Raw genomic sequence first — 21,372 nt, forward strand, 5'->3', positions numbered from 1 at the left:
AAAGACGCCCGAACACTGGACTGCCGTTGCCGCCCTCATCACTGCCGTAACTGGGGTTCTCACCTTCCTCGTGGGCTTCATCGGTCTGCCGGCGGCCGGCGTCAACTCACCTGCCGCAAAGGTCGAAACCGCAACCGCCACGGCTACGGTCACGAACACCGTCACGGCAACAGTTCCTGGGCCCACCGAAGACTCCAGCACATCGGCTTCCGCTTCCACCTCTCCCGCGGTGCGCTGGTCCGGACCACTGCTTATATCAGGCGACTTCAACCTGGACTCGGTTCCGCCCGGGGGTGTCCTTCCCACCGATGGCGACATCGAGTTGTCCCAGATCAGCGACGGGCAGGAGGCCGTGCTGAGGAGCGACAGAGCGAACTTGGCCGTGGTTCCTCAAGGGGAGAGCCCGGATGCCGCACGGTGTGCCGTTCTCGCGCAGACCCAGGGACAGCGCCTCGCGGACCTTCCGGTTGCTGCGGGAGGCAAGCTCTGTCTGGTCACCAACGAAGGACGATCCGCGCTCGTCACCGTGACCGCCGTGCACCCGCAAGCCCAGAACGTGAGCGTTGATGTCCGCGTTTGGCAGAAGACCGACTGACTCCGAAGAGCGGCTTCCCTTGGCGCGGCTGGCCGTCAGATCTTGAGCTGGCGACGGTCGGCAGAAGCCGTCCCGGTTGGGTCGCGGCGTAACAGGGTCAGGACGGGCGTCTGCCTCGGGATGGCCCTCGTGAGGCCTGGCCACGAGGGCGTCGTCGATGTGGTAGCTCCGTGCTCGTTCGTCGCGCTGGAGGAGCGGCCCAGAGCCGTCGGAGCCGACACGGCGCTGCACCGCCCTGACGCTCGTCAGGGTGCCGCTGATCTTCGACTGTGAAGAACCCATGACCATGATGGCTATCGGGGCGTCGTGTTGGGACGGAAGATGTGCCACCGCCACCGCCACCGCCACCGCCACCGCCACCGCCACCGCCATCGACAACAGGCCGTTGCCGAGCTGCGGCGGTGGCCCCACTCCGATGCGGACGACGCCGTGCCCGAATGGCTCGAATGACGGTGGGACGACTGCCGGTCCTCCGCTCCCGGCCCCGCCCGCCGACAGTGCCGCCTTGGCGTCCCAGGATGCATCCGCCCAGCGATTCGGCAATCTCGATGTTCGGCCTAAATCGCAAGATATTACGTTTATGATCGAACCGGCGGTCCCGCAACGGAAGGCTGTTCGATGGACGTTAAAATCGTGCAGGTGAAAATTCACCCTGCCATTGGTGTCGCCCGGGTCGGCAACAGCAAGGAAACACCCTTCATCGGCCCGGAATCACCGGACCAGAAACCGGAGGACCTCGGCGCGTACAAGGATGGATCCGGGGCGATCCGAAGGCAGGCCGCACGTTTCCGGGTGTACGGCTACAACGCCGCAGGGGATGTCGTGCGGGAGCTGAAGCCGGGCGACGCGGGTGTTTCCGAGATTCAGTGGACAGTGCACCTGGCCAACAAGAAGGCCGCCTGGTACCAGTTCCATGTGCCGCTCGACATCCCCGAGGGCAAGGCACTCGCGCCGGAGCAATACGGCCGACGAAACGCCGACGTGGTGGGCGCCGACCGGAAGAAGCTGGTCATCGACCCCGGAAGCCGCACCGTTCGCGGCTCGATGACCGAGACGCAGAAATTCGATTCCGGCAAGATCATGGACAAGGCGGTGTATCTCGGGGAGATTTCCACCCATTCCGACGGCCGCCTGCTGGTGCTCGGCGGAAGGGGAAACTCCGCCTCCTACAAGAACAGCCCGATCACCGGAGTCACGAACAACGACACCTGGTACGACGACGTGTCCGACGGACCGGTGACGGCAAAGGTACGTATCGACGGCACAGAGCTGACCGCCACCCCCGCCTGGGTCGTGGTGGGACCTCCCCACTACGCTCCCGGCGTGAAATCCGTCCGTACCCTCTACGACCTGCTTTTCGATGTCTTCGCCACGGCCGGTTCGCTCACCCGCCCGCCGCAGATTTCGTTTGCCGACCATATTGAACCGATACTGCGCCGATTGTGTGATCTGCAGTGGGTGAACCATGGTTTCGCCACGCAGTTCGGCTGGAACGGTCCCAACTTCTTCCTCTCCCCGGCGATGCGGAAGCGGCTGGCCGATCCTTCCCAGCGGAACCGGGAACTGCGCCGCCAGACGTACGTCGCCTTGCGCGACTACGACCGCGACGGAACGTCCCCGGTGCCGTGGCCGTGGCTCTACGGCGACGCCATGGCCAGCAAGCCCAAGTCCGTGCGTCAGCACAGCAAACTGTCCCCGACCCAGGACTGGATGCTGAGTCGTTGGGCCGACGGCGCCTTCCAAGCCGGACCGCTGCGGCAGCCCCGACCGAACGTGGACAGTGCCCCGGTCGCCGAACAGCCGGGGCTGCTGGACCGGGCCGCCCTGGAGAGCTGTGCGGCCGACGCGTTCCACCCCGGGTGCGAAGTCACCTGGCCCATCAGGACCCCGAGCATGTTCAGCGCGCCCTTCCGCATCAAGCACCGAGCCCCGAACACCGCAGAACCCGACTACGGGCCCACCCTCACCCCGCAGGAAGCGACGGCTGCGAACGGCCCGCTGTTCGCGCAAGGGCCCGGCGACCTCACCCGCTGGATGGCCGCCCCATGGCAGGCGGACACCGCGAGCTGCCGCTCGGGCTATGAGGTGCTGGCCAATCTCGGGCCCCGCTACAGCCCGTACCTGCCGACCTTCTGGCCTGCCCAGGTGCCGAACCATGTGCTGAAGCTTGAGGACTTCGAGAAGGTCAACACGCCGTCGGCCGGCGGCGACGACAGTGCCCGCGAGGAAGCGTTCGAGCGGCGGGCGACCTGGCTGCGCGGCCTCACGGGCACCATGAACGAGCAGCGCGCACAGATGATCAAGGACTGGTCGAAACTAGGCGTCATCGAGGTGCGCGACTACACCGTGGGCGACGGCAAGTTCCCCGAACGGATCCGCGTGGAGTCGCGCCCGGGAGCACCGCTCGACCGGGCACCGGACACGGCGAACCTGGTCAACCTACAGGTGCCCGAGGCAGGTCCGTCCGTGCTGGCCGCCGCAGGCGGAATCTGGCCAGCGGACCGGCTCGCACCCGAAACCGTCGAGGCCGACCATGTGGCACAGGCGGTCAGCGAGGCAGCGGAGGCGACCGGCTACCTCGCGGAGGAGATCGCCGCCGGATACCTCGAAAGACTCGACCCGTTCCACGAGGAGCGGTGAGCCCCGCACTGGCTCCGGGCGCGGAAGCCTACGACGTGGTGGTGGCGGGCGGCGGCCCGGCCGGCTGCGCCGCCGCGATCGCACTCGCCGGGGCTGGGCGTACGGTTCTGCTGGCGGACGCCGGCACCGGGCCGCCGAAGGTCGGCGAGACGCTTGTGCCCGCCGGGCGGGTCCTGCTCGGTGACCTCGGGGTCGCTGACCGTGTTCTCGGGTCCGGGCACCTGCCCTGCTACGGCAGTCTTTCGGCGTGGGGGTCGGCCGACTTGCACGCCGTGGACTTCATCAACGATCCGCATGGCCACGGCTGGCATCTCGACCGGCGGCTCTTCGATCGGCGACTGCGCGACGCCTCCCGCGCGGCGGGAGCCGAGGTCGCCGAGGGCACGGCCGTACGCGGCACGGCCCGGAGGCCGGACGGCAGTTGGACTCTGGCTCTGCGCGGCGGGACGGGCCCTGCCGATGCTCCTGGGGCGGGTGGGGAGCGCACGGTGCGCTGCCGCTGGGTGATCGACGCCACCGGCCGCGCCGCCGCGATCGCCGTCCGATGTGGGGCCCGGCGGTGGGTCCGGGACCGGCTCGCAGCCCTTTACGCGCACCTGGAGACGGACGCGCTGGACACCGACCGCCGCTCCCTCGTCGAATCAGACGAGGACGGCTGGTGGTACACCGCCCCACAGCCCTCCGGTGGGCGCCTCGTCGCCTACTTCACCGACACCGACCTGCCTGCCGCCCCGTACACCGCGCGCCACTTTCACCGACGGTTGCCGGCCACCAGGCACGTGTCCCGGTGGACCCACAGGCACGGGCACCCGCCTGCGCCACCAGCCGCGCCACGCCGGGCCGCCGCGCACACAGCGCACCTGGACCGGGTGTACGGGGACGGCTGGACCGCCGCCGGGGACGCTGCGATCGCCTTCGACCCGCTCTCCTCCCAGGGCGTTCTCACCGCCCTCTACACCGGGATGGGCGCGGGCCTGGCCGTCGACGCCCACCTGAGTCGTGCGCACCGCGGCGCGGACTCCGGCCTCGCCGCCTACGCGCACAAGGTCGAGGCCACGCGGACTGCGTATCTGCGGGGCCACCGTCTCGTCCACGCCCAGGAAGCCCGCTGGATCCACCGCGCCTTCTGGGCTCGGCGCCTGGCCGGCTTGCCCAAATCCCTCTACTGAACGCAGTCGGAGCACCCGGTGACGGCCCGCCCACCGACCGACGTGGTCCCTGGACATCGAAGTTCCGACTCGGATCGCCCCACCGGGACGCAGGCGTCCTCGTCGGGGGACGTCCGGCGGAGCCATCGCCTGTCCACGGTGTGCTTCCATCCGGCGTCGGAGAGCGGCTGGGTGGCTGTAGTGACCTTGTTCTCGTCAACCGGGGGCGCCGATGTCGGTGTCCCAGCCGTAGCCGTCGGCGAGGTGGGTGAGCAGCAGGCGGCTACGGTCCAGGCGGTCTCGTGGGCGGGGGTTTCGTGGACGTGTTCGCTCAAGTACCGCCAGTTGACGGCGACGATCGAGCAGACCTGATGTGATGGCGCCGTCATCGGCCGGGGGACTGCTCTGCCGACCAGAACGGTCGGCGGCGAGCAGCGCGACGGCGTCGGTCAGTCCCAACGCTGTCAGCAGCGGTTCCAGCGTGCGGCGCTGCGGCCGCTTCCGGCGGCCCCGCTCCAGGTCCTTGATCGACCTGGCCGTCAGCCCGGCGGCCTGGGCCACATGGTGGACCGCACGCATGTGAACGAAACCGATGGTCGCTCCTGAACGTGATCCGAGTTCCTGTCTTGAACGGAGCCTGGTTGCTGGGGCGTTCGACGAGCCAGCCGTGTTCGAAGCGAGCTCCGGCACGTGGGAGGCTGGCGAGATGGCGTGCGTTCACTGCCAGCCAGCGGGTCTGGACGGACCTCTCCCGGCGTCGGCGGGAACCACGGCAGTTGGCGGCGATGCTTGCCGGACAGTGCCGGAACATCCCCGCGTCGGCGGGGACCACTTCGAACTTGATCGTGACGCGACGGGTCATGGCGGAACACCCCCGCATCGGCGGGGACCACATCGGCATCAAGGACGCCGCGGGAGCCAAGGACGGAGCACCCCCGCGTCCGCGGGGGTGAACCGGCGGCGACCGTACGCGCGATCCCCACTGACGTGTGGTCCCCGCCGACGCGGGGGTGAACCGACGGAACGGTCTTCAGCGACGACTGCGCGCCTGTGGTCCCCGCCGACGCGGGGGTGAACCCTCATCGTCCCCGGTCACTTCCACGCCGGCCGCGTGATCCCCGCCGACGTGGGGGTGAACCGCTCAAGTCCGTGGACCAGGCGCTCACGGGCCTGTGGTCCGCGCCGACGCGGGGGTGAGCCGCGTTTCGAGGACATCGAGCGGGCGGTGTTGGAGTGGTCCCCGCCGGCGCCGACGAGGGCGACGCCGTTGCCTGCCCGCCGGGGGAACGCGGCGTGGTCCCTAGCCTGCCGCCTGGTGCGGTTACCGGCGCCGAGCTCGCCGACTGGATCAGAGGGCACTGGAAGATCGAAAAGCTTCTGCACCACGTCCGCGACCGCACGTTCCCCGAGTTCGACTCCAAGATCCATGCCGGCCTTCTCCCGTGCACCGTGGCCGGTCTGCGCAACCTCGCCATCGGCGTCCACCGTCAGGACGGCCACACCAACATCGCCGCCGCGCCACGTCGCACCGCCCGCGACTGGCGAAGGCTTCTCGCCCGGCACCACGGCAGGTGAGGGGAGCCCTGGCCGTGGCGTGCTGAGGGAGGGACCCCCTCCGGGGTGGCCGGGGCGGTGTGGTCTTCGCCGGTTCCTTCAGCCCGTGCGCGACGTGGCGTGGTGGGTCTGCGCTTGGCAGGAAGCTTGGCCTGGCCCTTCCCGGGTGAGCGGCCTCGCGTACGGGCGGGCTGCGGCGAACGGCTTGCTCGCGTGACGGGAGATGGCTTCGGCGGGCGGGAAATTTGGTGGGGTGATTCGGCGGCGTGCGGCTTGGCCGGGGCAGGTGGCGCATTGACTCGCATGGCGGGGCGCCCGGCGGCAGCAGCCTGCCACCCAATCGATCAAACAGGAGCGCACAACTTCACACACTTGACATGTACGAGACATACGCTGCCGCCTGATCTTTTCCCTCATACCCATGAATATCTGAGAGGACTCGGATGATCAAGGTGGGACTGTTCCGTACCCGACTGGCGGCGTTAACCGCCCTGTTCAGCATCCTGATGACACTGATCTGGGCACTTCCCCAGACCGCCACCGCTACCACCGAGGCAACTGCCGACACCGCCTCGACGGCCTCGACCGTGCCGACGCACCCCCTCTGCGCGAGACCCGACAAACCCAACCAGATGGCCTGCTTCGCGGTCGCCCGCGACGATGTCCGGCAGACCGGCAAAGGCTTCCAACCCCTGCTGGCTCCCGCCGGGTTGGGCCCCGCCGACCTCCAGAGCGCCTACGACCTGCCGTCCGACGTGGCCGGGGCGGGGGTCACGGTGGCCATCGTCGACGCCTACGACAACCCGAACGCCGAGGCCGACCTGGCCGTCTACCGCTCCCAGTTCGGCCTGCCGCCCTGCACCACCGCGGGCGGCTGCTTCCGCAAGACCGACCAGCGCGGCGGCACCGAGTATCCACAGCCCGACCAGGGCTGGGCCGGCGAGATAGCCCTCGACCTCGACATGGTCAGCGCCGCCTGCCCGCTCTGTCACATCCTGCTGGTCGAGGCCGACGAGCCGTCCATCGACGGCCTCGGCGAGGCGGAGAACACGGCGGTCGCGCTCGGCGCCGCGTACGTCTCCAACAGCTGGGGCGGGAGCGAGAGCGCGTTCGGCGACCTGCCCGGTGACGACTACTACAAGCACCTGGGCGTGGCGATCACCTTCAGCACCGGCGACAACGGCTACGGCACCAGCTACCCGGCCTCGCTGCCGTACGTCACGGCGGTCGGCGGGACCTCGCTGAGCCGGGACAGCGGGACCCCCCGGGGCTGGAACGAGTCCGCGTGGACCGGGGCGGGCAGCGGCTGCTCGGCCTACCACCCCAAGCCCTCCTTCCAGACCGACCGGGGCTGCGCCAACCGCGCCGTCGCGGACGTGTCTGCCGTCGCCGACCCGGCGACCGGGGTCAGCGTCTACAACACGTACGAGGACCGCGGTTGGGGCGTCTACGGCGGCACCAGCGCGTCCGCCCCGATCATCGCCGCCACCTACGCGCTCGCCGGGAAGCCGGGCGCGAAGACCTACCCCAACGCCTACCCGTACGCCCACTCCGGCGCCCGCGACGGCGCGCCGAACGGCGCTCTGAACGACGTGACCAGCGGCACCAACGGCACCTGTGCCACCGCCTATCTGTGCACCGCCGGCCCCGGCTGGGACGGCCCCACCGGCCTCGGCACCCCGAACGGCACCGTCGCCTTCACCACCGGCCCGTACGGCAGGTTGACCGGCAAGGTCACCGACCCGTCCGCCGGCGGCCCGATCGCCGGGGTGCGGATCACGGCCGGCGCGAACGCCACGACGACCGGCGCCGACGGTACGTACGACATGACGCTCCCGGCGGGCACGTACGACGTGACAGCCGCCAAGTTCGGCTACGGCAGCACCACGCCGGCCGCCGTCGAGGTCGGCGACGACGCGACCGTGGCCCGGGACTTCACGCTCTCCGCCCAGCCCCTGGTCACCGTCAGCGGTCGGATCCAGGACGGCTCGGGGCACGGCTGGCCGCTCTCCGCGGGCATCCAGGTCACCGACGAGCCGTCCACTCGGACGTACACCGACCCGGCGACCGGCCGCTACACCCTCAGGCTGCCCGCCAACAGCACCTACACCCTGCAGGTCGACCCGGTCTACACCGGTTACCAGGTCACGACGGCCGATCTGACGGTGGGTGCCAAGGCCGGCCGCAAGGACTTCGGCATCCCGGTCGACGCCGCCGCCTGCGTGGCGCCCGGGTACAAGCAGACGTTCAGCGAGGCCACCGAGACCTTCGACGGCACGCAGGCGCCCGCCGGGTGGAGCGTCACCGGCAGCGGCCACACCTGGCGCTTCGACGACCCGGCCGGGCGCGGCAACCTCACCGGCGGGTCGGGCGGCTTCGCCATCGCCGACAGCGACTACTCCGGCGACCGGCAGAACACCTCCCTCCTCTCCCCGGTCCTCGACCTGACCGGCTACGACACGCCCGCGGTCCGCTTCAGCACCTTCTACAAGCCGTTCGACGACGACTCCAAGGCCGACGTCGACCTCAGCGTCGACGGCGGCACGACCTGGTCCACCGTCTGGCACCGCGACACCGCCTCCGCGGGCCCCGGGACGCAGAGCATCGCCCTCCCGGGCGCGGCGGGGAGGTCCGCCGTCCAGGTGCGGTTCCGCTACAACGGTGACTACGCCTACTACTGGCAGGTCGACGACGTCGCCTTCGGCGGCATGACCTGCAAGCCGGTGCCGGGCGGGCTGCTGTACGGGACGGTGACGGACCGCAACACCGGCCGGCAGCTGAGCGGTGCGACGGTGAGCGGCAAGACCGGCGCCAAGGCGACCACGGCGGGCGACGGTTCGTACGTACGCTTCGCGCCGCGGACGGGCCGTCAGCAGGTCGCGTTCAGCGCCGAGCACTACACCACGGCAACGAAGAAGGTGAACGTCAAGGCCGACCACGCCACCCGCCTCGACGCGGTGCTGCTCGCCGGACAGCTGGCGATCAGCCCGGCGGCGGTCGACAAGACCGTGCGCAAGGGGAAAGCCACCACCGCCCAGGTCACCCTGCGCAACACCGGCTCGGCCCCGCTCACCGTCAGCCTCACCGAGCGGTCCGGGGACATTCCGACGGCAACGACGGCCCGCGCGGCAGCTCCGCAGTACGTTCCCGGTGACTTCACCCCCGACCGGCTGACGAATACGAAGCCGAAGACCACGTCCACGTCCACGGACGTGACCCCCGCAGCCTCGGCCTGGACCTCCCTGGCCGACTACCCCACCCCCGTCATCGACAACGCCGTCGCCACCGGCCCGGACGGTCGCGTCTACTCGGTCGGCGGCACCGACGGCACCTCCGTTCTGTCCGGCGGCTACGTCTACGACCCCGTCACCGCCGCCTGGACGGCGATCCCCGGCGGCCACCCCACCCCCCGCGAGTCACCCCAGTCCGCCTTCCTGAACGGCAAGTTGTACGTCACCGGCGGCTGGACAGCCGAGGGCGGCACTGTGACCAGCACCGAGGTCTACGACCCGCAGCACCGCACCTGGTCCACCGCCGCCCCGGTGCCCGCCGGGTACGCGGCAGCGGCTTCCGCCACACTCGACGGCAAGTGGTACCTGGTCGGCGGCTGCGGCCAGGGATACTGCACCGGCGCCACCGCAGTGCAGGTCTACGACCCGGCCACCGACACCTGGGCCGCCACCACCCCCTACCCCGAGGCCATCTCCTGGCTCGGCTGCGGCGCCGTCTCGGGCACGCTGTACTGCGCGGGCGGCACCACCGTGGTGGAGGGTACGCGGCACGGCTACGCCTACGACCCGGCCACCGCCGCCTGGACTCCGATCACCGACCTTCCCATCGACCTGTGGGCCTCGGCCGCCACCACCGCCGACGGCCGCTTCCTCCTCTCCGGCGGGGTCAGCAACCTGCTCGGCGTTGTCACCAGCGCCGGCTACGCCTACGACCCGGCCGCCCGCACCTGGACGGCCCTGCCCGCCGCCTCCACGCCGCTCTACCGGGCCGGTGGCGCCTGCGGGTTCTACCGGGTCGGCGGTGCGCCGAGCGTCTTCGACGCCCGCGCGAATGTCGAGCAGTTGCCGGGCCTCGACAGCTGCGTCCCGGCAACCGACGTCCGCTGGCTCTCCACTACGTCTACCACCCATACGCTCGCCCCCGGCCGGCGCCTGACCGTCACCGTCCGGCTGGACGCGGGCGCGACGGCGGTGGACGTGGCCGGGACCTACACGGCCGCGCTCGCGGTCAGCACGGACACGCCGTACACGTACCCGGTGGTGCCGGTGCGGATGACCGTGCGCTGACAAACCGCCATCCGACAATCGTCGGGCCCTTCTCTGCCGCCCCCTCGCGCCGCATCATTCGCGAGGGGGCCTCATCGCGTCCTTCCTCCTGCCGCCCGTGTTGCTCGCTGGGGCCCTGGCTCACGCCGGCAGCCGATGGAGAGCTCGTCTGCATGGGCGCAGCGGCGGTACCTGCGCCGCCACCGGGCAATGCGGGGCTGGCCGTGAGGTCCGGCGGAAGCGGCCGGGCGGTCGGCGACCTCGGGGCGGAGACCGGAACTGTGCCGCCCGGGGTGGGGTAGGAGGAGACAGTCGCGCTGACGGACGACAGCGCGAACCCGAAGCCGCCCGCGTCAGACGACGGCGATGAAGCCGCCGAAGGGCGCGGTGTGGACGGTGAAGGCGCTGCCCCGAAGGTCGCAGTGGCGCAGGGCGCCGTCCGTGGCGGCGGTGTCGGCGAACAGCTTGATCCTGCGCCTGCCCCGGATACCCAGGTCGTGCAGGTCGACGCTGAGGGGCTGAGCCTGGCCGGTGGGCGGGGTGTAGCCGGGGACCGAGGAGTCGAGGCCGGGCCAGATGGTGAGGGTGCGGCCGTTGACTCCGGCGATGTACCAGGTGCCGCCCTTGTGGCGGGCGACGACGACGTGGCTGCCAGGGGCGGCGGCCAGGTAGCGGGTCTCGTCGAAAGCGACGGGAACGGTGCTCAGCAGTTCGCGCACCTCGGCGGGCTGGGCGAGTTAGCGGTCGGGGTTGTCTGCGTAGCCGTTGAAGCCGGACTGGTAGATGACGGTCAGGGCCAGCTCGTGGGCGTCCGTCGTCCGGCGCGGGTTGCCCCCGTAGACGTACGGGGAGAGCAGGGTGGTGCCGTAGTCGAAGGCGCCGACGGCGTTACGGGTGATGGCCGCGATGGTGGTCTGTTCGGGGATCTGGTCGGCGTACGGCTTGGTGTTGGCGTAGTACTCACTGGCGATGCCGGCCTCGACACCGAGCAGGTGGGGGTAGGTGCGGTCCCAGCCGCGCGGCACGGTGGTGTTGTGCAGCACCACGTGCAGCCGGTAGCGGGCTGCGTCCTCGAGGACCTCGCGCTGGCGGGCGATGAGCTGCTGTTTGTCGCTCTGCCAGCCGTCGGCCTTGATGCCGGCGATGCCCAGGTCACGCAGTCGGCGGAAGGTTGCGCGGCGGGTGGCGGCGTCGGCGATCAGGTCGCGCGGGGTGTTGGCTATGGCGTCGTTGTTCTCGCCCGCGGAGTTGTACCAGAGGAAGAGTCGGATGCCGCGGGTATCGGCCTCGGCGACGAGGCGCTCCAGCGGCACCGCGTTGCCCGCCGCATCGGTCATCTTGTCCCACTTGGCGTCGACGAGGGCGTATGGCCAGCTCATCTCCTGGGCCAGGTCGAACCAGCGCAGCGTCTGTTCCAGGCTGGTAGGACTGGTCGGCGCCGTCAGCCAGCTGAAGGCCGACGCCCCCGGGCACACGCACCCAGGACGTGTCCTCGACCGCGCAGGGCAGCGCGAGGTCGGTGGCCAGGGTGGTCTCCGCGAGCCCGGCCGGGTCCCGGCTCACCGCCACGAACCGCCAGGGCGTCTGCCAGGCACCGGTGACCTGGGGTGCGCCGGGGCCGAGGTTGCAGAGCGCCTCATCGTCGGCGGGGAAGGCGATGGTGTACGTCACGCTGCCGGCGGCCGTGTCGAGCGTGGGCTGCCCCAGGTGGCAGGCCGGGTAGGTACCGTCCATGCCGGACTCACCGGCCAGCACCCACCACGTACCGCCGTCCGCCGCCTCGGTGCGGGCGAGCAGCGGGAAGGACGCACCACCGGCCGAGGCAGTCGCGGCACCGAGCACAGGCGTGGTGTGGTTCGCGCGGGAGACGTACCACTCCTGGTACTTGGGGGACTTGAGGGTGTACGGCTGGGTGTACTGGGCGCCGCCGTCCGCCGGGACGGTCAGGGTCAGACCGGTGACCTCGGCGGCAACAGTGCGGGTGGTGCCGTCACCCCGGCCGGGGAAGCGGCAGCGCAGGGCCAAGCCCTCCTGGTCCGCCCTCAGCACGATCTCCATGGGCAGTCCCTGCGCGTTGCGCACCTATACCATCCGTTCGGTCATCACCTTGCGGACCCGGGAGGTCTTCCCCTGCAGCAAGCCGTACCGGATGTCCACGCTCTTCGGGCGGCCGGTATCGGTCACCGTCAGGCGGGAGGAGAAGTCCGCGTCGTCCAGCACCGAGTAATAGTCAAGACCTGTGGATCAAGAAGATGGCGGCCAGGTGACCGGCCTGGTGGTGTCATGGACGTTCACGGCCTCCCCGTCGCGCAGGCAATGGTGCGACAGCCCGCGCTCGGCGAGATGGGTGGCGGCTCGCTCCGCGCCTTCCGTGTCATGGTGTTCGGATCGCCAATGGGGAACGATCCGGTAGGGCACCAGGCAGAGGCACTCCGGTGCGGTAGTCGGCGGATAGCCTTTGGGCAGGATGGTTGGGTCATCGATGAGGTCGATGCCTTGGAGGTCCGGTCCGGCGACGCAGGCTCCTGCCGAGTAGCCGCCGTAGGTGAACTCGGGCCGATGCAGCTGCTTTTGGAGGGCATTGCGAAGTCCTGCCTGGGCCATGGCGCGAGCCAGGACGAACGCGTTGCCGCCCAATGCCCAGACGAGGTCGAGGCCGTCCAGGCGTTTGGGGAGTTCCTCGGGGGCGGTGAAGTAGTCGCGGAGATCGAGTTCTTCGCAGATGTAGCCGAAGGTTTCCAGGGTGCGGCTCTCGCGGGCGTAGTCGCGGGCGCGTGAGCGACCGTACTCGTCGAGTGCGTTCAAGACGATGCCCGCTCTGCTTGTGGCCAGGGTGGCGGGCAGCGCCGACGGTCGGCTGTCGGGGGTTAGGAACCAGGAGCTCAGCAGCAGCCTCATCATTACCTCTCGGTTGACGGATCACGCGGTGGTGATCATTCAGGCTGCCGTGAACGGGGCCTGGCTGCTGGGGCGTTCGACGAGCTGGCCGCGTTCGAAGCGGGCTCCGGCGCGGACGAGGGCGACGAGGTGGGGTGCGTTCACGGCCCGCCAGCGAGCCTGGGCGGACTCGACGAGCTTGAAGACCATGGCAAAGGCAGCGGCCGCGCTGCCGGCGCCCCGGGTGACCTTGGACCGCAGCCGGACGGTGGCGAAGGTCGACTCGATCGGATTCGTGGTCCGCAGGTGAATCCAGTGCTCGGCGGGGAAGTCGTAGAAGGCCAGCAGCTCATCCACATCGTCAGTGATCTTCTTGACGGCCTTGGGGAACTTCGCGCTGTAGGTCTTCGCGAACGCAGCGATCGCCTTTACGGCGTGCTCGCGGTCCTCGGCGTTGTAGATCTCCTGGAGGGCCTTCTTCGCACCGGGCTGGGCGGACTTCGGCAGGGCATTCGCGACATTGGCGATCTTGTGAACCCAGCACCTCTGATGGCGGGTCTCGGGGAACACTTCGGCCAGGGCCTTCCAGAAGCCCAGGGCGCCGTCGCCGACCGCGAGGGCGGGAGCACGCACGCCCCGGCGTGCGCAGTCCCGTAGCAAGTCGGCCCAGGAGTCGGCGGATTCGCGGTAGCCGTCGGCCATAGCGATCAGCTCTTTGGTGCCGTCTGTGCGCACACCCATCAGCACGAGGACGCACGACTTCGCCTCCTGCAGACGTATGCGCAGGTGGATGCCGTCGGCCCAGACGTAGACGTAGTCGGCGACGGACAGATTGCGCTCGCCGAATGTCCGATGGTCGGCCTGCCACTGGGCCGTCAGCCGCGTCACGGTTGCCGGCGAGAGCCCGGCGGAGCTGCCGAGGAACTGCTCAAGCGCGGGCACGAAGTCGCCGGAGGACAGGCCGTGCAGGTAGAGCAGCGGCAGCACCTCGCTGATCTTCGGAGACTTGCGGCACCACGGAGGCAGGATCGCCGAGGAGAACCGCTTCCGCTCGCCGGTGGCCTCGTCGACGCGCCTGTCGTTCACCTGCGGGGCCTTCACCTCTACCTCCCCGGCCGCAGTCGTGACTTTCCGCGGCTGGTGATAGCCGTTGCGAACCACCAGGCGGCGCCCGTTCTCGTCACGCTGATCGTCCAACTCAGCTATATAGGCGTTGGCTTCAGCTTCCAGAGCAGCGGCCAACATCCGCCTCGCACCCTCGCGGACGATGTCGTCGATCAGGAAGCCGGTCTCGGTCGTTCCATCGGCATTCACTACGCTCAGCACGGGGCGTACCTTCCCGACCGACGGTGCGACGTCGGCCTACTCGATGACCAGAAGTCGATCACTCGGGAAGGTACGCCTTCGCGTCCAACCAGAGACCGATCCACAGGTCATGAGCATTGCTCAGATCGCGAGATCGTGTCCCCGCCTGGCCAAGTAGCGCGCGCAGCCGTCTGTCAGTGGAACCAGACGACGAGACGTACGTTCTCCGCGCCGTGCACTTCGCTGAGGATGTCCATAACGCTCCAGACCCGGCCCCAGTCGGTGTCGATCCCTGCGGCTGAGGCGCAGGTTCGTGTGCCTGAGGCGTTGGTTTCCTGCCAGTCCGTGGTGTCCAGTTCGGCCCAGGTCAGCCAAGTGGTCCCGTGCACATCGTGGGGGCCGCCGTAGCCGGCGAACTCAGCTCGCAGCCGATCCGAGGCGTCGTCAGGGAAGCCACGATCTTCCGCCAAGGGCCGGAAGCCGTAGGAGTTTCGGATTCCGAAGAGGCAGGCCAGGCCGTCGTAGGCGTTGCCCCTGTTGAGGAGGAAGAGATCGATGCCGACCTCCCACACGGAGTCCTCGTCGTCGGGTCCCCATAGGCGGGCCCCCGGCCTGCATTCGATCATTCCGCTGACGTCGGTCGACATAGACAGATCCTGCCTGCGCAGGCCAGGAGCCGGCATTTCCTTTTCGCGCGCGTGCGTACGTGATCCGGTCGAGACCCTGGCTTAGCCGGTCCGCAGACGTCATAGCGACGCTTCCTGAGTGGTTCGGGCCGACTACAGCGCCCAATTGCACCGCCTGTGACTTAGTGCTGCTGTACCTGGCCCGGATGGACAACTCGGATGCACAGATTCGGCCCGCCGCCGGGCCTCCCGGCCCAGCGAGGAGTACCGCATACCGACCGATAAAGAGTGGGACTCCTTCCGCGGCCACTTTGAGAAGCGGAAACTCTCCATTGGGACCTGCGGCCGAGCCTTCTCCACTCCTTGCATTCATGAGCACGCCTGCTTGCGATGCGCGATGCTCCGGCCAGACCCTGCCGAACGACCTCGGCTCATCGAGATCCGCGACAACCTCATCGACCGCATCGCCGAGGCCAAACGGGAAGGCTGGCTCGGCGAAGTCGAAGGCCTCGAAACCAGCCTCGCCGGTGCCAACGACAAGCTCGTCCAGATGGACGCCGCCACAGCCCGCACGGCTTCGGCGGTCGATCTCGGGATGCCCACCTTCAACCAGATCGCGGGACGGGCCACCGACACCTGACGGCCGACACCGTTCTCCGCGCCATGAGCGACAGGTCAAGCCTCCCAAGGCCCGCACCATGCGTCGATCGCTGCTCTGGAGCTGTCCGCCCACGCGGTCGCGGTCCCGCGCGTATGCGGAAGCGCATCGACCCACCGTTCCCAGAGGCCGTCTGGAGCAACGAATCGCGCGGAGTGACTTGTGCCCAGCTGGGAATCCAGCCTCATGAGCGCCCCAAGGGCGGGTCCCTGGTCATACCGGCATTCCAACTGCGGAAGATACCGGTACAAATAGGACGCAAGGATGTTCGCATCATCTTGGCTGCCGAACCGGGAGAGCGCAAAGCAGTAACCCTGACCTGTATAGGTGAGTTCACTGGCCAGCAGAAGGCTGCCGATGCGTTCACGCCACTCAACCCGCCGGGCCACGCCGACCAACCACGCAGCGGTCAGCCGGGAACGCCATTCATACGCAAGGAGCGCTCTGAGCTCCTGGTCGCTTACCTGGAGAGAGTCAGCTTGCAGCGCGCCTACGAAGGCAGTCCGTTCTTCCTCCCCGAGGCGAAGGAAGTTTCCTCCCAGCAGTTCGAGGTATCGCCGTTCACCAGCGACATACCGGGCCACGACATGCTCGTGGCCAACTTCCCGGGGATGCTGCATGCTCATCGCCGCATCATGACCTACCAAGGAGGCAACCCCACGAGCGGGGTCCCGCGAGATCCGATCCGTAGTTCAGAGAATCCGAAGCCCACCTGAACTGGGCATTCATCACCCTCATGACCCGACGCCTGGCCCGAAAAGGCCCCCGCACCGACCGCTGGGAGAGGAAGCCATAGCCGACTGCCTCAGGTTCGGATCTGCCACTCCAGGCAACGGTGGCCTGATTCGCCTTCGTAGGGTGTGGGCCAGTAGTAGAGGAACGGACCGTCAGATTCCAAAGCATCGGCCAAGGTTCGAAAAAGCTGTGTCAGGCCGGTTGCCCATAGGGTTCCGTCCAGGTCCCCGGACCCGATGCCCATTTCATACACGTGACCGTATGAAGGTCCGGGGCGGTGATCGACAAAGGCAACCCCGCCATCGTTGGGAAGCGCGAACGGCACGCAGCGATGCAGATTAACGGCCAGTGCATCGTCCTCCCACAGGTCGGCATCGATGTTGTCCTTGCCGACGTCCACGAGCACGTCGTACATCATCACGATGTCGTCCACGCCGCTAAGGCGGTGCCCCGAGGGAAGAAAAGCACCAGCAGGAAGGCGTCTGCGGGAGCCAGGAGCGGCAACAGGTTCAGCGGCTCCATCATGCTGCTGCAGCAGCGCCTTGAGCTCCGGGTGCAGGTCGAAGCCGAGCCGCGACTCCAGCTCGATGAGCCGCTCGCGCTCCGCCGGCCTTCGCAGCATGGCGTGATCGGCGGGCGAGTTCGAACAGAGCCACGACTCAAGCCGAATCCACTCCCGCTCGAACGCAGGAAGATCTATCTGTGTCATCCGCTTAACATAGACGGTCGCACTGACAGCAAGCTCCCAGGCCAGGCTGAACCCTGACCGGCAGGAGTTCAGAAACACCTACTGACAGTTTCCAGCGTTGTCCTTCCAGGGTGAGGACAGCTTTGGTGATGACGGTCATGCGGTTCTACCTTGCTCGTGGGTTGGACGGGCCGTCGTAGGGTCCAGGGACCCAGAGACACTGGGTATGGCTTTCATGCGGTTGCCCTCGATGGTTCCCCTAACCTGGCCGCCCGGTGTCTCACGACGACTCGGCCGCTGATTAGGAGCTGCGAACGTCCGCGGACGGATCGCTGAGTAGGACCACGCCGGCGAGGTCGTCCCGGAGTGCAGAGCGCCATCGAACGACCGGAGGAACTGGTGGCCCAGATCTGGGCGGGTACGGACATCGGCAAGACCCACCACCACTGCGTGGTCCTGAACGCTGAGGGGGAACGGCTGCTGTCACGCCGCGTCCTGAATGACGAGCCGGAACTGCTGGCCCTGTTTGCCGATGTGATGGCTCTCGACGAGAACGTGGTGTGGGCGGTCGATGTCGCCGACGGCATGGCCGCACTGTGGATCAGCGTGCTGCTCAACCACGGCCAGCACCTCGTCTACATACCCGGCTTGGCGGTCAACCGGGCCTCGGCCGGCTACCGGGGCACGGGCAAGACCGACGCCAAGGACGCCACTGTCATTGCCGACCAGGCCCGGATGCGCCGGGACCTGACCGTCCTCCGACCGGACGACGAACACGCCATCGAGCTGCGGGTCCTCACCAACCGCCGCACCGACCTCAACGCCGACCGCACCCGCCGGATCACCCTGCGTGGCCAACTCACCAGTGTCTTCCCGGCCTTGGAACGAGCCCTTGATGTTGGCAACGTCGGCCCGCTGGTCCTGCTGACCGGCTATCAGACCCCGGCTGCCCTGCGGCGGGTCGGCCGCAGCCGCTTGGAGACCTGGCTGCGCAACCGAAAGGTACGCAGCCCCGAGGCCCTGGCCGAGGCCGCCCTGGAAGCAGCCGAGCGTCAGCACACCGCCGTCCCCGGGGAGAAGATCACCGCGCAGGTGATTCACACCCTGGCCAAGGAGGTGATGAGCCTCAACGAGCAGATCACCGAGATCGACAAGCTCATTGCGGCTCGGTTTCGCGAGCACGAACTCGCCGAAGTGATCTCCAGCATGCCCGGCATCGGCCCGCTGCTGGGTGCCGAATTTCTCGCAGCCACCGCCGGCGACATGAGCCGTTACGGCACCGCCGACCGCCTGGCCAGCCTCGCAGGAGTCGCCCCGGTCCCCCGGGACTCGGGCAACATCAGCGGAAACTTGCACCGGCCCAGGCGCTATCACCGTGGCCTGCAACGCGTCTTCTATACCTCCGCGCTGATCAGTATCCGCAGCTGCGACCACTCACGCCGTTTCTACGAACGCAAGCGCGCCGAAGGCAAGCGGCACACCCAGGCTGTCCTCGCCCTGGCCCGCAGACGTGTCAACGTCCTGTGGGCTCTCATCCGTGACGGACAGTGCTACCAAAACAACCTCCCTGTCACCGCTGCGACTTGACAACCTCATTAGGAGGTTGGGACTGATGCGGGATCTTCGGAAGATCTGCCAGGACTTCAGCCGTGCCATGCCGCGTTCGACCGGTGCCCGGGCTGTGGCCAGGGATCGGTTGACGGTGCGCTGGGTGAGGGTGAGTTCGCCGGCTGGTGGCCGTTTGAGTCCGGTGGTGACCCAGGAGCCGGCGCCCGTGTAGGCGCGGTCGGCGAGGACGCGGAGACCCTGGCATTTGTATCCGCGAACAAGGGCCCACCCCGGCGCGGTTCGCATCCTGTCGGGGGCGGGGGACGAGCGGCGAGACCCTCACCTGTCTTGTTAGGGGGTTTCGTCCAGTAGCGGCGCGGGCGGAGTTGCTGCCCTTCGCGGGTTCAACGACTCTTGTACATCGTGACCGTGAAGCTGACCTTCTTACCGTTGTGGTAGTCAGTGCTGTCCCACACCGAGATGTGAGACGTGTCCTGCATCCGCAGTTGCAGCACTTCATCGGCGTTGCTCCAGTTGTATCCGACGAACTGGAAGTTCGGCTCGGGACTGTCTCCCGTTCTCCTTTTTCCCCAGCTGCAGATATACGATGCGTCGTTCTCGCAGACGGACCAGGCCCTGGCGTACAGGTGGCAGTCCTCTCCCTGCCATAGGTCGATACGCTTCAGCCTTGCGTCGGACGAGCGCCACGTGCCGTTGAACCGGCTGGCGGAGCACAAGGCGGCTGCTTCTTTCGTCGAGGTGACGGTGAGCACCACCGAGAGGGAGAGCGTCAGGGCGGCCGTCAAGAGCACGGCCGTGATCTGGCGTAGTGGAATGCGGGCAGAAGAGACCTGTGTCATCGTGAACCTCCGATAGGCGGGTCGCAGCGCGGGGCATCCCGTCGTCACACGACGGGTTGTCCCCTACTTCGGCTGAACGCCACTCATTCGGACCCGGATCATTTAGCTCTTTACCCCCTGCCTATTCCAGAGCAGCACTCCGCAATCCTGATCGCAAGTCGGCGGGATTTTACATTTCGCGCATGATTCAATGATGAATGCGATCCAAAGTTGATCGGTCAAGTGCTGCCGGGCTGATTCCAGCGCCTCATGCAGGAGAACTTGCCGTTCCGGCCAGCGTGCGAGTCGCAATCGACGTGCTCGGCGCACGACGGACACGGCATGCGGGCGGTTGAGGACCCGGCTCTCGCCGCCCCCTCGTTCCCGCGTTGCTCACTGCTTTGTGCCCAACGCTCGGTCCTGGTTCGGTTGTGGTGGCCCGTCGTGGCCCGACACCGTGGTTATCTGACAAGTACATGGCCCCGATCGGGGGAGGCATACTCACCCGATGCGGCTGCATCCCTAAGCGCTGGCGTACCACTGGCGTACTGGATGCGTTGCGACGGCATGGACCGCACATCCACCACGGCGGGGTGTCTCCTGCACCACCAGCCGGATGCCGAGCTCACCAACGCGCACGAGATGAACCCGCCGATCTACGCCGCCCTGGTGGCAGAGTGGTGGGTGCGGGGGCGCATAGTGCCTGGCCGGTACGACGCACAGTGGGCCACCTTGGCCGCCGTGCCCACGACCGGGACGCCTGACGGCGTGGAGTTCGGAATCGGCACTGCGTGCTGGGAGCGCGTGACCGTCGCGCGGGCTGGCGCAGGCTGAACTTCCTCAGCGGCGCAGGTCGTCAGCCCGGCCTCCGGCCAGTATTCGCAGGGCCCAGCCGGCGCAGGTAATGCGTACGGGCTCGGGCCTCAATGGCTGGTGGTTGCGCGTCGGGGCGGTGGGATGAGACTGGGTTGAGCAGGGCGGCGAGTATCCCGGTGGCTTGCTGGAGTGCCACTTCCACGGCGGCGGGGGTATGGAGGGTGCCGCTGCCGTCCGGCGGCACGAGCCAGCGCAGAGCACCGGTGGCCCGCTGAGGCGCCGGGACGGCGATCCAAGCGCCTTGGCCGGCGTAGCGAACGCCATCGCCGACCCAGCGAGTGCGCGGATCCGGCGGCAGGAAGAAGCCCAGGCGGTGGGAGGTGAAGTCGGCGAGGGTGGGGCCGGGTTCGAGCCGCGGGGAGCGCAGCAGCACGTCGAGTGCGAACAGGCCCAACTCCTCCGGCACGCTCAGCACGTCCCAGAACCGGCCGGCAGCCAGCACTGCGGTGCCGGTGTCCGAGCGCCATTCCCGCTTGCACGCGCGGGGGTCGATCGCGGCGGCGGCGAGCCATTCCACTGCTTGCTGGGCGTGACTTCTCAACGGCATTCCTCTGCGGGGCAGCGTGTGGGGGGATGGAACTTTTGAAAGAGCGCAAGATTGTGCGAATTTCCGGTGGTCTGACCGGATTCGCGGCTCTCATGGTGGTGCATATTTCTACGTGGCGGAAGGGGTGGCGCGCCATGGCGCTTTGCTGGCGCGGCGGATTGACGGGCGCCAACGCGCACCGACTTCCTGGAGAGGCAAGCCCGTTGACGAAGTCCACGGTCCGAAGGTGGCTCACCCGTTGCCGCACGTGGAGGTGCCGTCGTGCCCGGTGTCGATGGCACGCTGCGGGCGACCCGCTGGCGTCGTTGGTCAAGGCGGCGCAGCGTCTTGACTACGGAGCAGGCCGGTTTGGCCGGTTAGATGACCACGACGGGGAGCTGTGAGCGCATCTGTACTAGAGGGCGTCTGAAAAGCCTGTCGGCGGGCAAGTTGCCTGGTAGTGGGGTGGTGGCGCACGTT

General features: G+C 68.3%; 19 protein-coding genes and 2 pseudogenes. 8 read left to right on the forward strand and 13 right to left on the reverse strand.

The genetic code is table 11. The features are described 5' to 3' along the window. Window positions 1-70 precede the first annotated feature (70 nt). The 3 genes from SSP08S_RS61940 to SSP08S_RS33290 all read left to right on the forward strand — a co-directional run bounded on the left by SSP08S_RS61940 (window position 71) and on the right by SSP08S_RS33290 (window position 4,404). The gene (locus SSP08S_RS61940) at window positions 71-595 is read left to right on the forward strand and encodes a hypothetical protein (RefSeq protein ID WP_158697238.1); all 525 of its coding nucleotides are present in this window, start codon (window positions 71-73) and stop codon (window positions 593-595) included. 618 nt (window positions 596-1,213) lie between these two features. Next, window positions 1,214-3,235 (forward strand): LodA/GoxA family CTQ-dependent oxidase, encoded by a 2,022-nt coding sequence (locus SSP08S_RS33285; protein WP_026179048.1) that lies wholly within the window; start codon window positions 1,214-1,216, stop codon window positions 3,233-3,235. Next, window positions 3,232-4,404, forward strand: a complete 1,173-nt coding sequence (locus tag SSP08S_RS33290) for an NAD(P)/FAD-dependent oxidoreductase (protein ID WP_019071994.1) — start codon at window positions 3,232-3,234, stop codon at window positions 4,402-4,404. The genes SSP08S_RS33285 and SSP08S_RS33290 overlap by 4 nt, the downstream gene beginning before the upstream one ends. A 195-nt stretch (window positions 4,405-4,599) precedes the next feature. Here the strand turns inward: SSP08S_RS33290 and SSP08S_RS63695 are convergent, their stop codons facing one another. Continuing rightward, complete coding sequence (locus SSP08S_RS63695) at window positions 4,600-4,962, reverse strand: helix-turn-helix domain-containing protein (protein ID WP_019071995.1); 363 nt, start codon at window positions 4,960-4,962, stop codon at window positions 4,600-4,602. A 714-nt stretch (window positions 4,963-5,676) separates the two neighbouring features. On the opposite strand from SSP08S_RS63695, the gene SSP08S_RS61945 reads away from it, so the two are divergent. Beyond that, a complete protein-coding gene (locus tag SSP08S_RS61945; protein ID WP_158697239.1) occupies window positions 5,677-5,958 on the forward strand; it encodes a hypothetical protein in 282 nt (93 codons plus the stop codon). Between the two features lie 422 nt (window positions 5,959-6,380). Next, window positions 6,381-10,235 carry a carboxypeptidase regulatory-like domain-containing protein gene (locus tag SSP08S_RS64280; protein ID WP_019071998.1) on the forward strand — a complete coding sequence of 1,285 codons (3,855 nt, stop codon included), beginning with the start codon at window positions 6,381-6,383 and terminating at the stop codon, window positions 10,233-10,235. Window positions 10,236-10,567: 332 nt separating this feature from the next. On the opposite strand, the gene SSP08S_RS58345 is transcribed toward SSP08S_RS64280, so the two are convergent. The 7 genes and pseudogenes from SSP08S_RS58345 to SSP08S_RS33345 form a co-directional block, all read right to left on the reverse strand. Continuing rightward, a complete protein-coding gene (locus SSP08S_RS58345; RefSeq protein ID WP_019071999.1) occupies window positions 10,568-10,933 on the reverse strand; it encodes a glycoside hydrolase family 97 C-terminal domain-containing protein in 366 nt (121 codons plus the stop codon). A gap of 18 nt (window positions 10,934-10,951) precedes the next feature. After that, on the reverse strand, window positions 10,952-11,689 hold the full coding sequence (locus SSP08S_RS56395) for a glycoside hydrolase family 97 catalytic domain-containing protein (RefSeq protein ID WP_019072000.1): 738 nt from the start codon (window positions 11,687-11,689) through the stop codon (window positions 10,952-10,954). Window positions 11,690-11,777: 88 nt separating this feature from the next. Beyond that, window positions 11,778-12,272 (reverse strand): annotated as a pseudogene (locus tag SSP08S_RS64595) (glycoside hydrolase family 97 N-terminal domain-containing protein); the annotation flags it as partial. 24 nt (window positions 12,273-12,296) lie between these two features. After that, on the reverse strand, window positions 12,297-12,434 hold the full coding sequence (locus tag SSP08S_RS64600; protein ID WP_158697241.1) for a hypothetical protein: 138 nt from the start codon (window positions 12,432-12,434) through the stop codon (window positions 12,297-12,299). A 24-nt stretch (window positions 12,435-12,458) separates the two neighbouring features. Then, window positions 12,459-13,112 carry a Type 1 glutamine amidotransferase-like domain-containing protein gene (locus tag SSP08S_RS56400; protein ID WP_158697242.1) on the reverse strand — a complete coding sequence of 218 codons (654 nt, stop codon included), beginning with the start codon at window positions 13,110-13,112 and terminating at the stop codon, window positions 12,459-12,461. Between the two features lie 39 nt (window positions 13,113-13,151). Beyond that, window positions 13,152-14,417, reverse strand: a complete 1,266-nt coding sequence (locus tag SSP08S_RS33340) for an IS256 family transposase (RefSeq protein ID WP_019072004.1) — start codon at window positions 14,415-14,417, stop codon at window positions 13,152-13,154. A 173-nt stretch (window positions 14,418-14,590) separates the two neighbouring features. Continuing rightward, complete coding sequence (locus tag SSP08S_RS33345; protein WP_019072005.1) at window positions 14,591-15,043, reverse strand: hypothetical protein; 453 nt, start codon at window positions 15,041-15,043, stop codon at window positions 14,591-14,593. Window positions 15,044-15,419: 376 nt separating this feature from the next. Between SSP08S_RS33345 and SSP08S_RS63110 the strand changes: the two genes are divergently transcribed. Then, window positions 15,420-15,662: a hypothetical protein gene (locus tag SSP08S_RS63110; protein ID WP_019072006.1), complete on the forward strand. Its 243-nt coding sequence runs from the start codon at window positions 15,420-15,422 to the stop codon at window positions 15,660-15,662. 35 nt (window positions 15,663-15,697) lie between these two features. Here SSP08S_RS63110 and SSP08S_RS63720 read toward each other — a convergent pair whose 3' ends face one another. After that, window positions 15,698-16,306: a DUF6000 family protein gene (locus SSP08S_RS63720; protein ID WP_019072007.1), complete on the reverse strand. Its 609-nt coding sequence runs from the start codon at window positions 16,304-16,306 to the stop codon at window positions 15,698-15,700. 179 nt (window positions 16,307-16,485) lie between these two features. Next, window positions 16,486-17,124, reverse strand: coding sequence for an SMI1/KNR4 family protein (locus SSP08S_RS33360; protein ID WP_026179050.1), 639 nt, complete (start codon window positions 17,122-17,124; stop codon window positions 16,486-16,488). 378 nt (window positions 17,125-17,502) lie between these two features. Between SSP08S_RS33360 and SSP08S_RS33365 the strand changes: the two genes are divergently transcribed. Further along, window positions 17,503-18,690, forward strand: coding sequence for an IS110 family RNA-guided transposase (locus SSP08S_RS33365; protein WP_026179051.1), 1,188 nt, complete (start codon window positions 17,503-17,505; stop codon window positions 18,688-18,690). Between the two features lie 15 nt (window positions 18,691-18,705). Here SSP08S_RS33365 and SSP08S_RS59720 read toward each other — a convergent pair. Both SSP08S_RS59720 and SSP08S_RS63725 read right to left on the reverse strand, forming a co-directional pair. Then, window positions 18,706-18,912: pseudogene (locus SSP08S_RS59720) on the reverse strand (transposase family protein); the annotation flags it as partial. A gap of 143 nt (window positions 18,913-19,055) precedes the next feature. Continuing rightward, window positions 19,056-19,511, reverse strand: coding sequence for a hypothetical protein (locus SSP08S_RS63725; RefSeq protein ID WP_245608005.1), 456 nt, complete (start codon window positions 19,509-19,511; stop codon window positions 19,056-19,058). Window positions 19,512-20,057: 546 nt separating this feature from the next. Between SSP08S_RS63725 and SSP08S_RS56405 the strand changes: the two genes are divergently transcribed. Then, window positions 20,058-20,324 carry a hypothetical protein gene (locus SSP08S_RS56405; RefSeq protein WP_019072012.1) on the forward strand — a complete coding sequence of 89 codons (267 nt, stop codon included), beginning with the start codon at window positions 20,058-20,060 and terminating at the stop codon, window positions 20,322-20,324. A 22-nt stretch (window positions 20,325-20,346) separates the two neighbouring features. Here SSP08S_RS56405 and SSP08S_RS33380 read toward each other — a convergent pair whose 3' ends face one another. Further along, complete coding sequence (locus tag SSP08S_RS33380) at window positions 20,347-20,913, reverse strand: hypothetical protein (RefSeq protein ID WP_245608006.1); 567 nt, start codon at window positions 20,911-20,913, stop codon at window positions 20,347-20,349. Window positions 20,914-21,372: the final 459 nt, after the last annotated feature.

The organism is Streptomyces hokutonensis, assembly GCF_000376565.1.
In the GTDB taxonomy this organism is placed as follows: Bacteria; Actinomycetota; Actinomycetes; order Streptomycetales; family Streptomycetaceae; genus Streptomyces; species Streptomyces hokutonensis.

What these genes read in the sequence shown, in the direction of transcription:
- SSP08S_RS33285 (WP_026179048.1), top strand. Translation starts at nt 1,214, where the DNA reads ATGGACGTTAAAATCGTGCAGGTGAAAATTCACCCTGCCATTGGTGTC.
- SSP08S_RS63695 (WP_019071995.1), bottom strand. Translation starts at nt 4,962, where the DNA reads ATGCGTGCGGTCCACCATGTGGCCCAGGCCGCCGGGCTGACGGCCAGG.
- SSP08S_RS64280 (WP_019071998.1), top strand. Translation starts at nt 6,381, where the DNA reads ATGATCAAGGTGGGACTGTTCCGTACCCGACTGGCGGCGTTAACCGCC.
- SSP08S_RS56400 (WP_158697242.1), bottom strand. Translation starts at nt 13,112, where the DNA reads ATGAGGCTGCTGCTGAGCTCCTGGTTCCTAACCCCCGACAGCCGACCG.
- SSP08S_RS33345 (WP_019072005.1), bottom strand. Translation starts at nt 15,043, where the DNA reads ATGTCGACCGACGTCAGCGGAATGATCGAATGCAGGCCGGGGGCCCGC.
- SSP08S_RS63110 (WP_019072006.1), top strand. Translation starts at nt 15,420, where the DNA reads ATGCTCCGGCCAGACCCTGCCGAACGACCTCGGCTCATCGAGATCCGC.
- SSP08S_RS63720 (WP_019072007.1), bottom strand. Translation starts at nt 16,306, where the DNA reads ATGAGCATGCAGCATCCCCGGGAAGTTGGCCACGAGCATGTCGTGGCC.
- SSP08S_RS33360 (WP_026179050.1), bottom strand. Translation starts at nt 17,124, where the DNA reads ATGACACAGATAGATCTTCCTGCGTTCGAGCGGGAGTGGATTCGGCTT.
- SSP08S_RS63725 (WP_245608005.1), bottom strand. Translation starts at nt 19,511, where the DNA reads ATGACACAGGTCTCTTCTGCCCGCATTCCACTACGCCAGATCACGGCC.
- SSP08S_RS56405 (WP_019072012.1), top strand. Translation starts at nt 20,058, where the DNA reads ATGGACCGCACATCCACCACGGCGGGGTGTCTCCTGCACCACCAGCCG.
- SSP08S_RS33380 (WP_245608006.1), bottom strand. Translation starts at nt 20,913, where the DNA reads ATGCCGTTGAGAAGTCACGCCCAGCAAGCAGTGGAATGGCTCGCCGCC.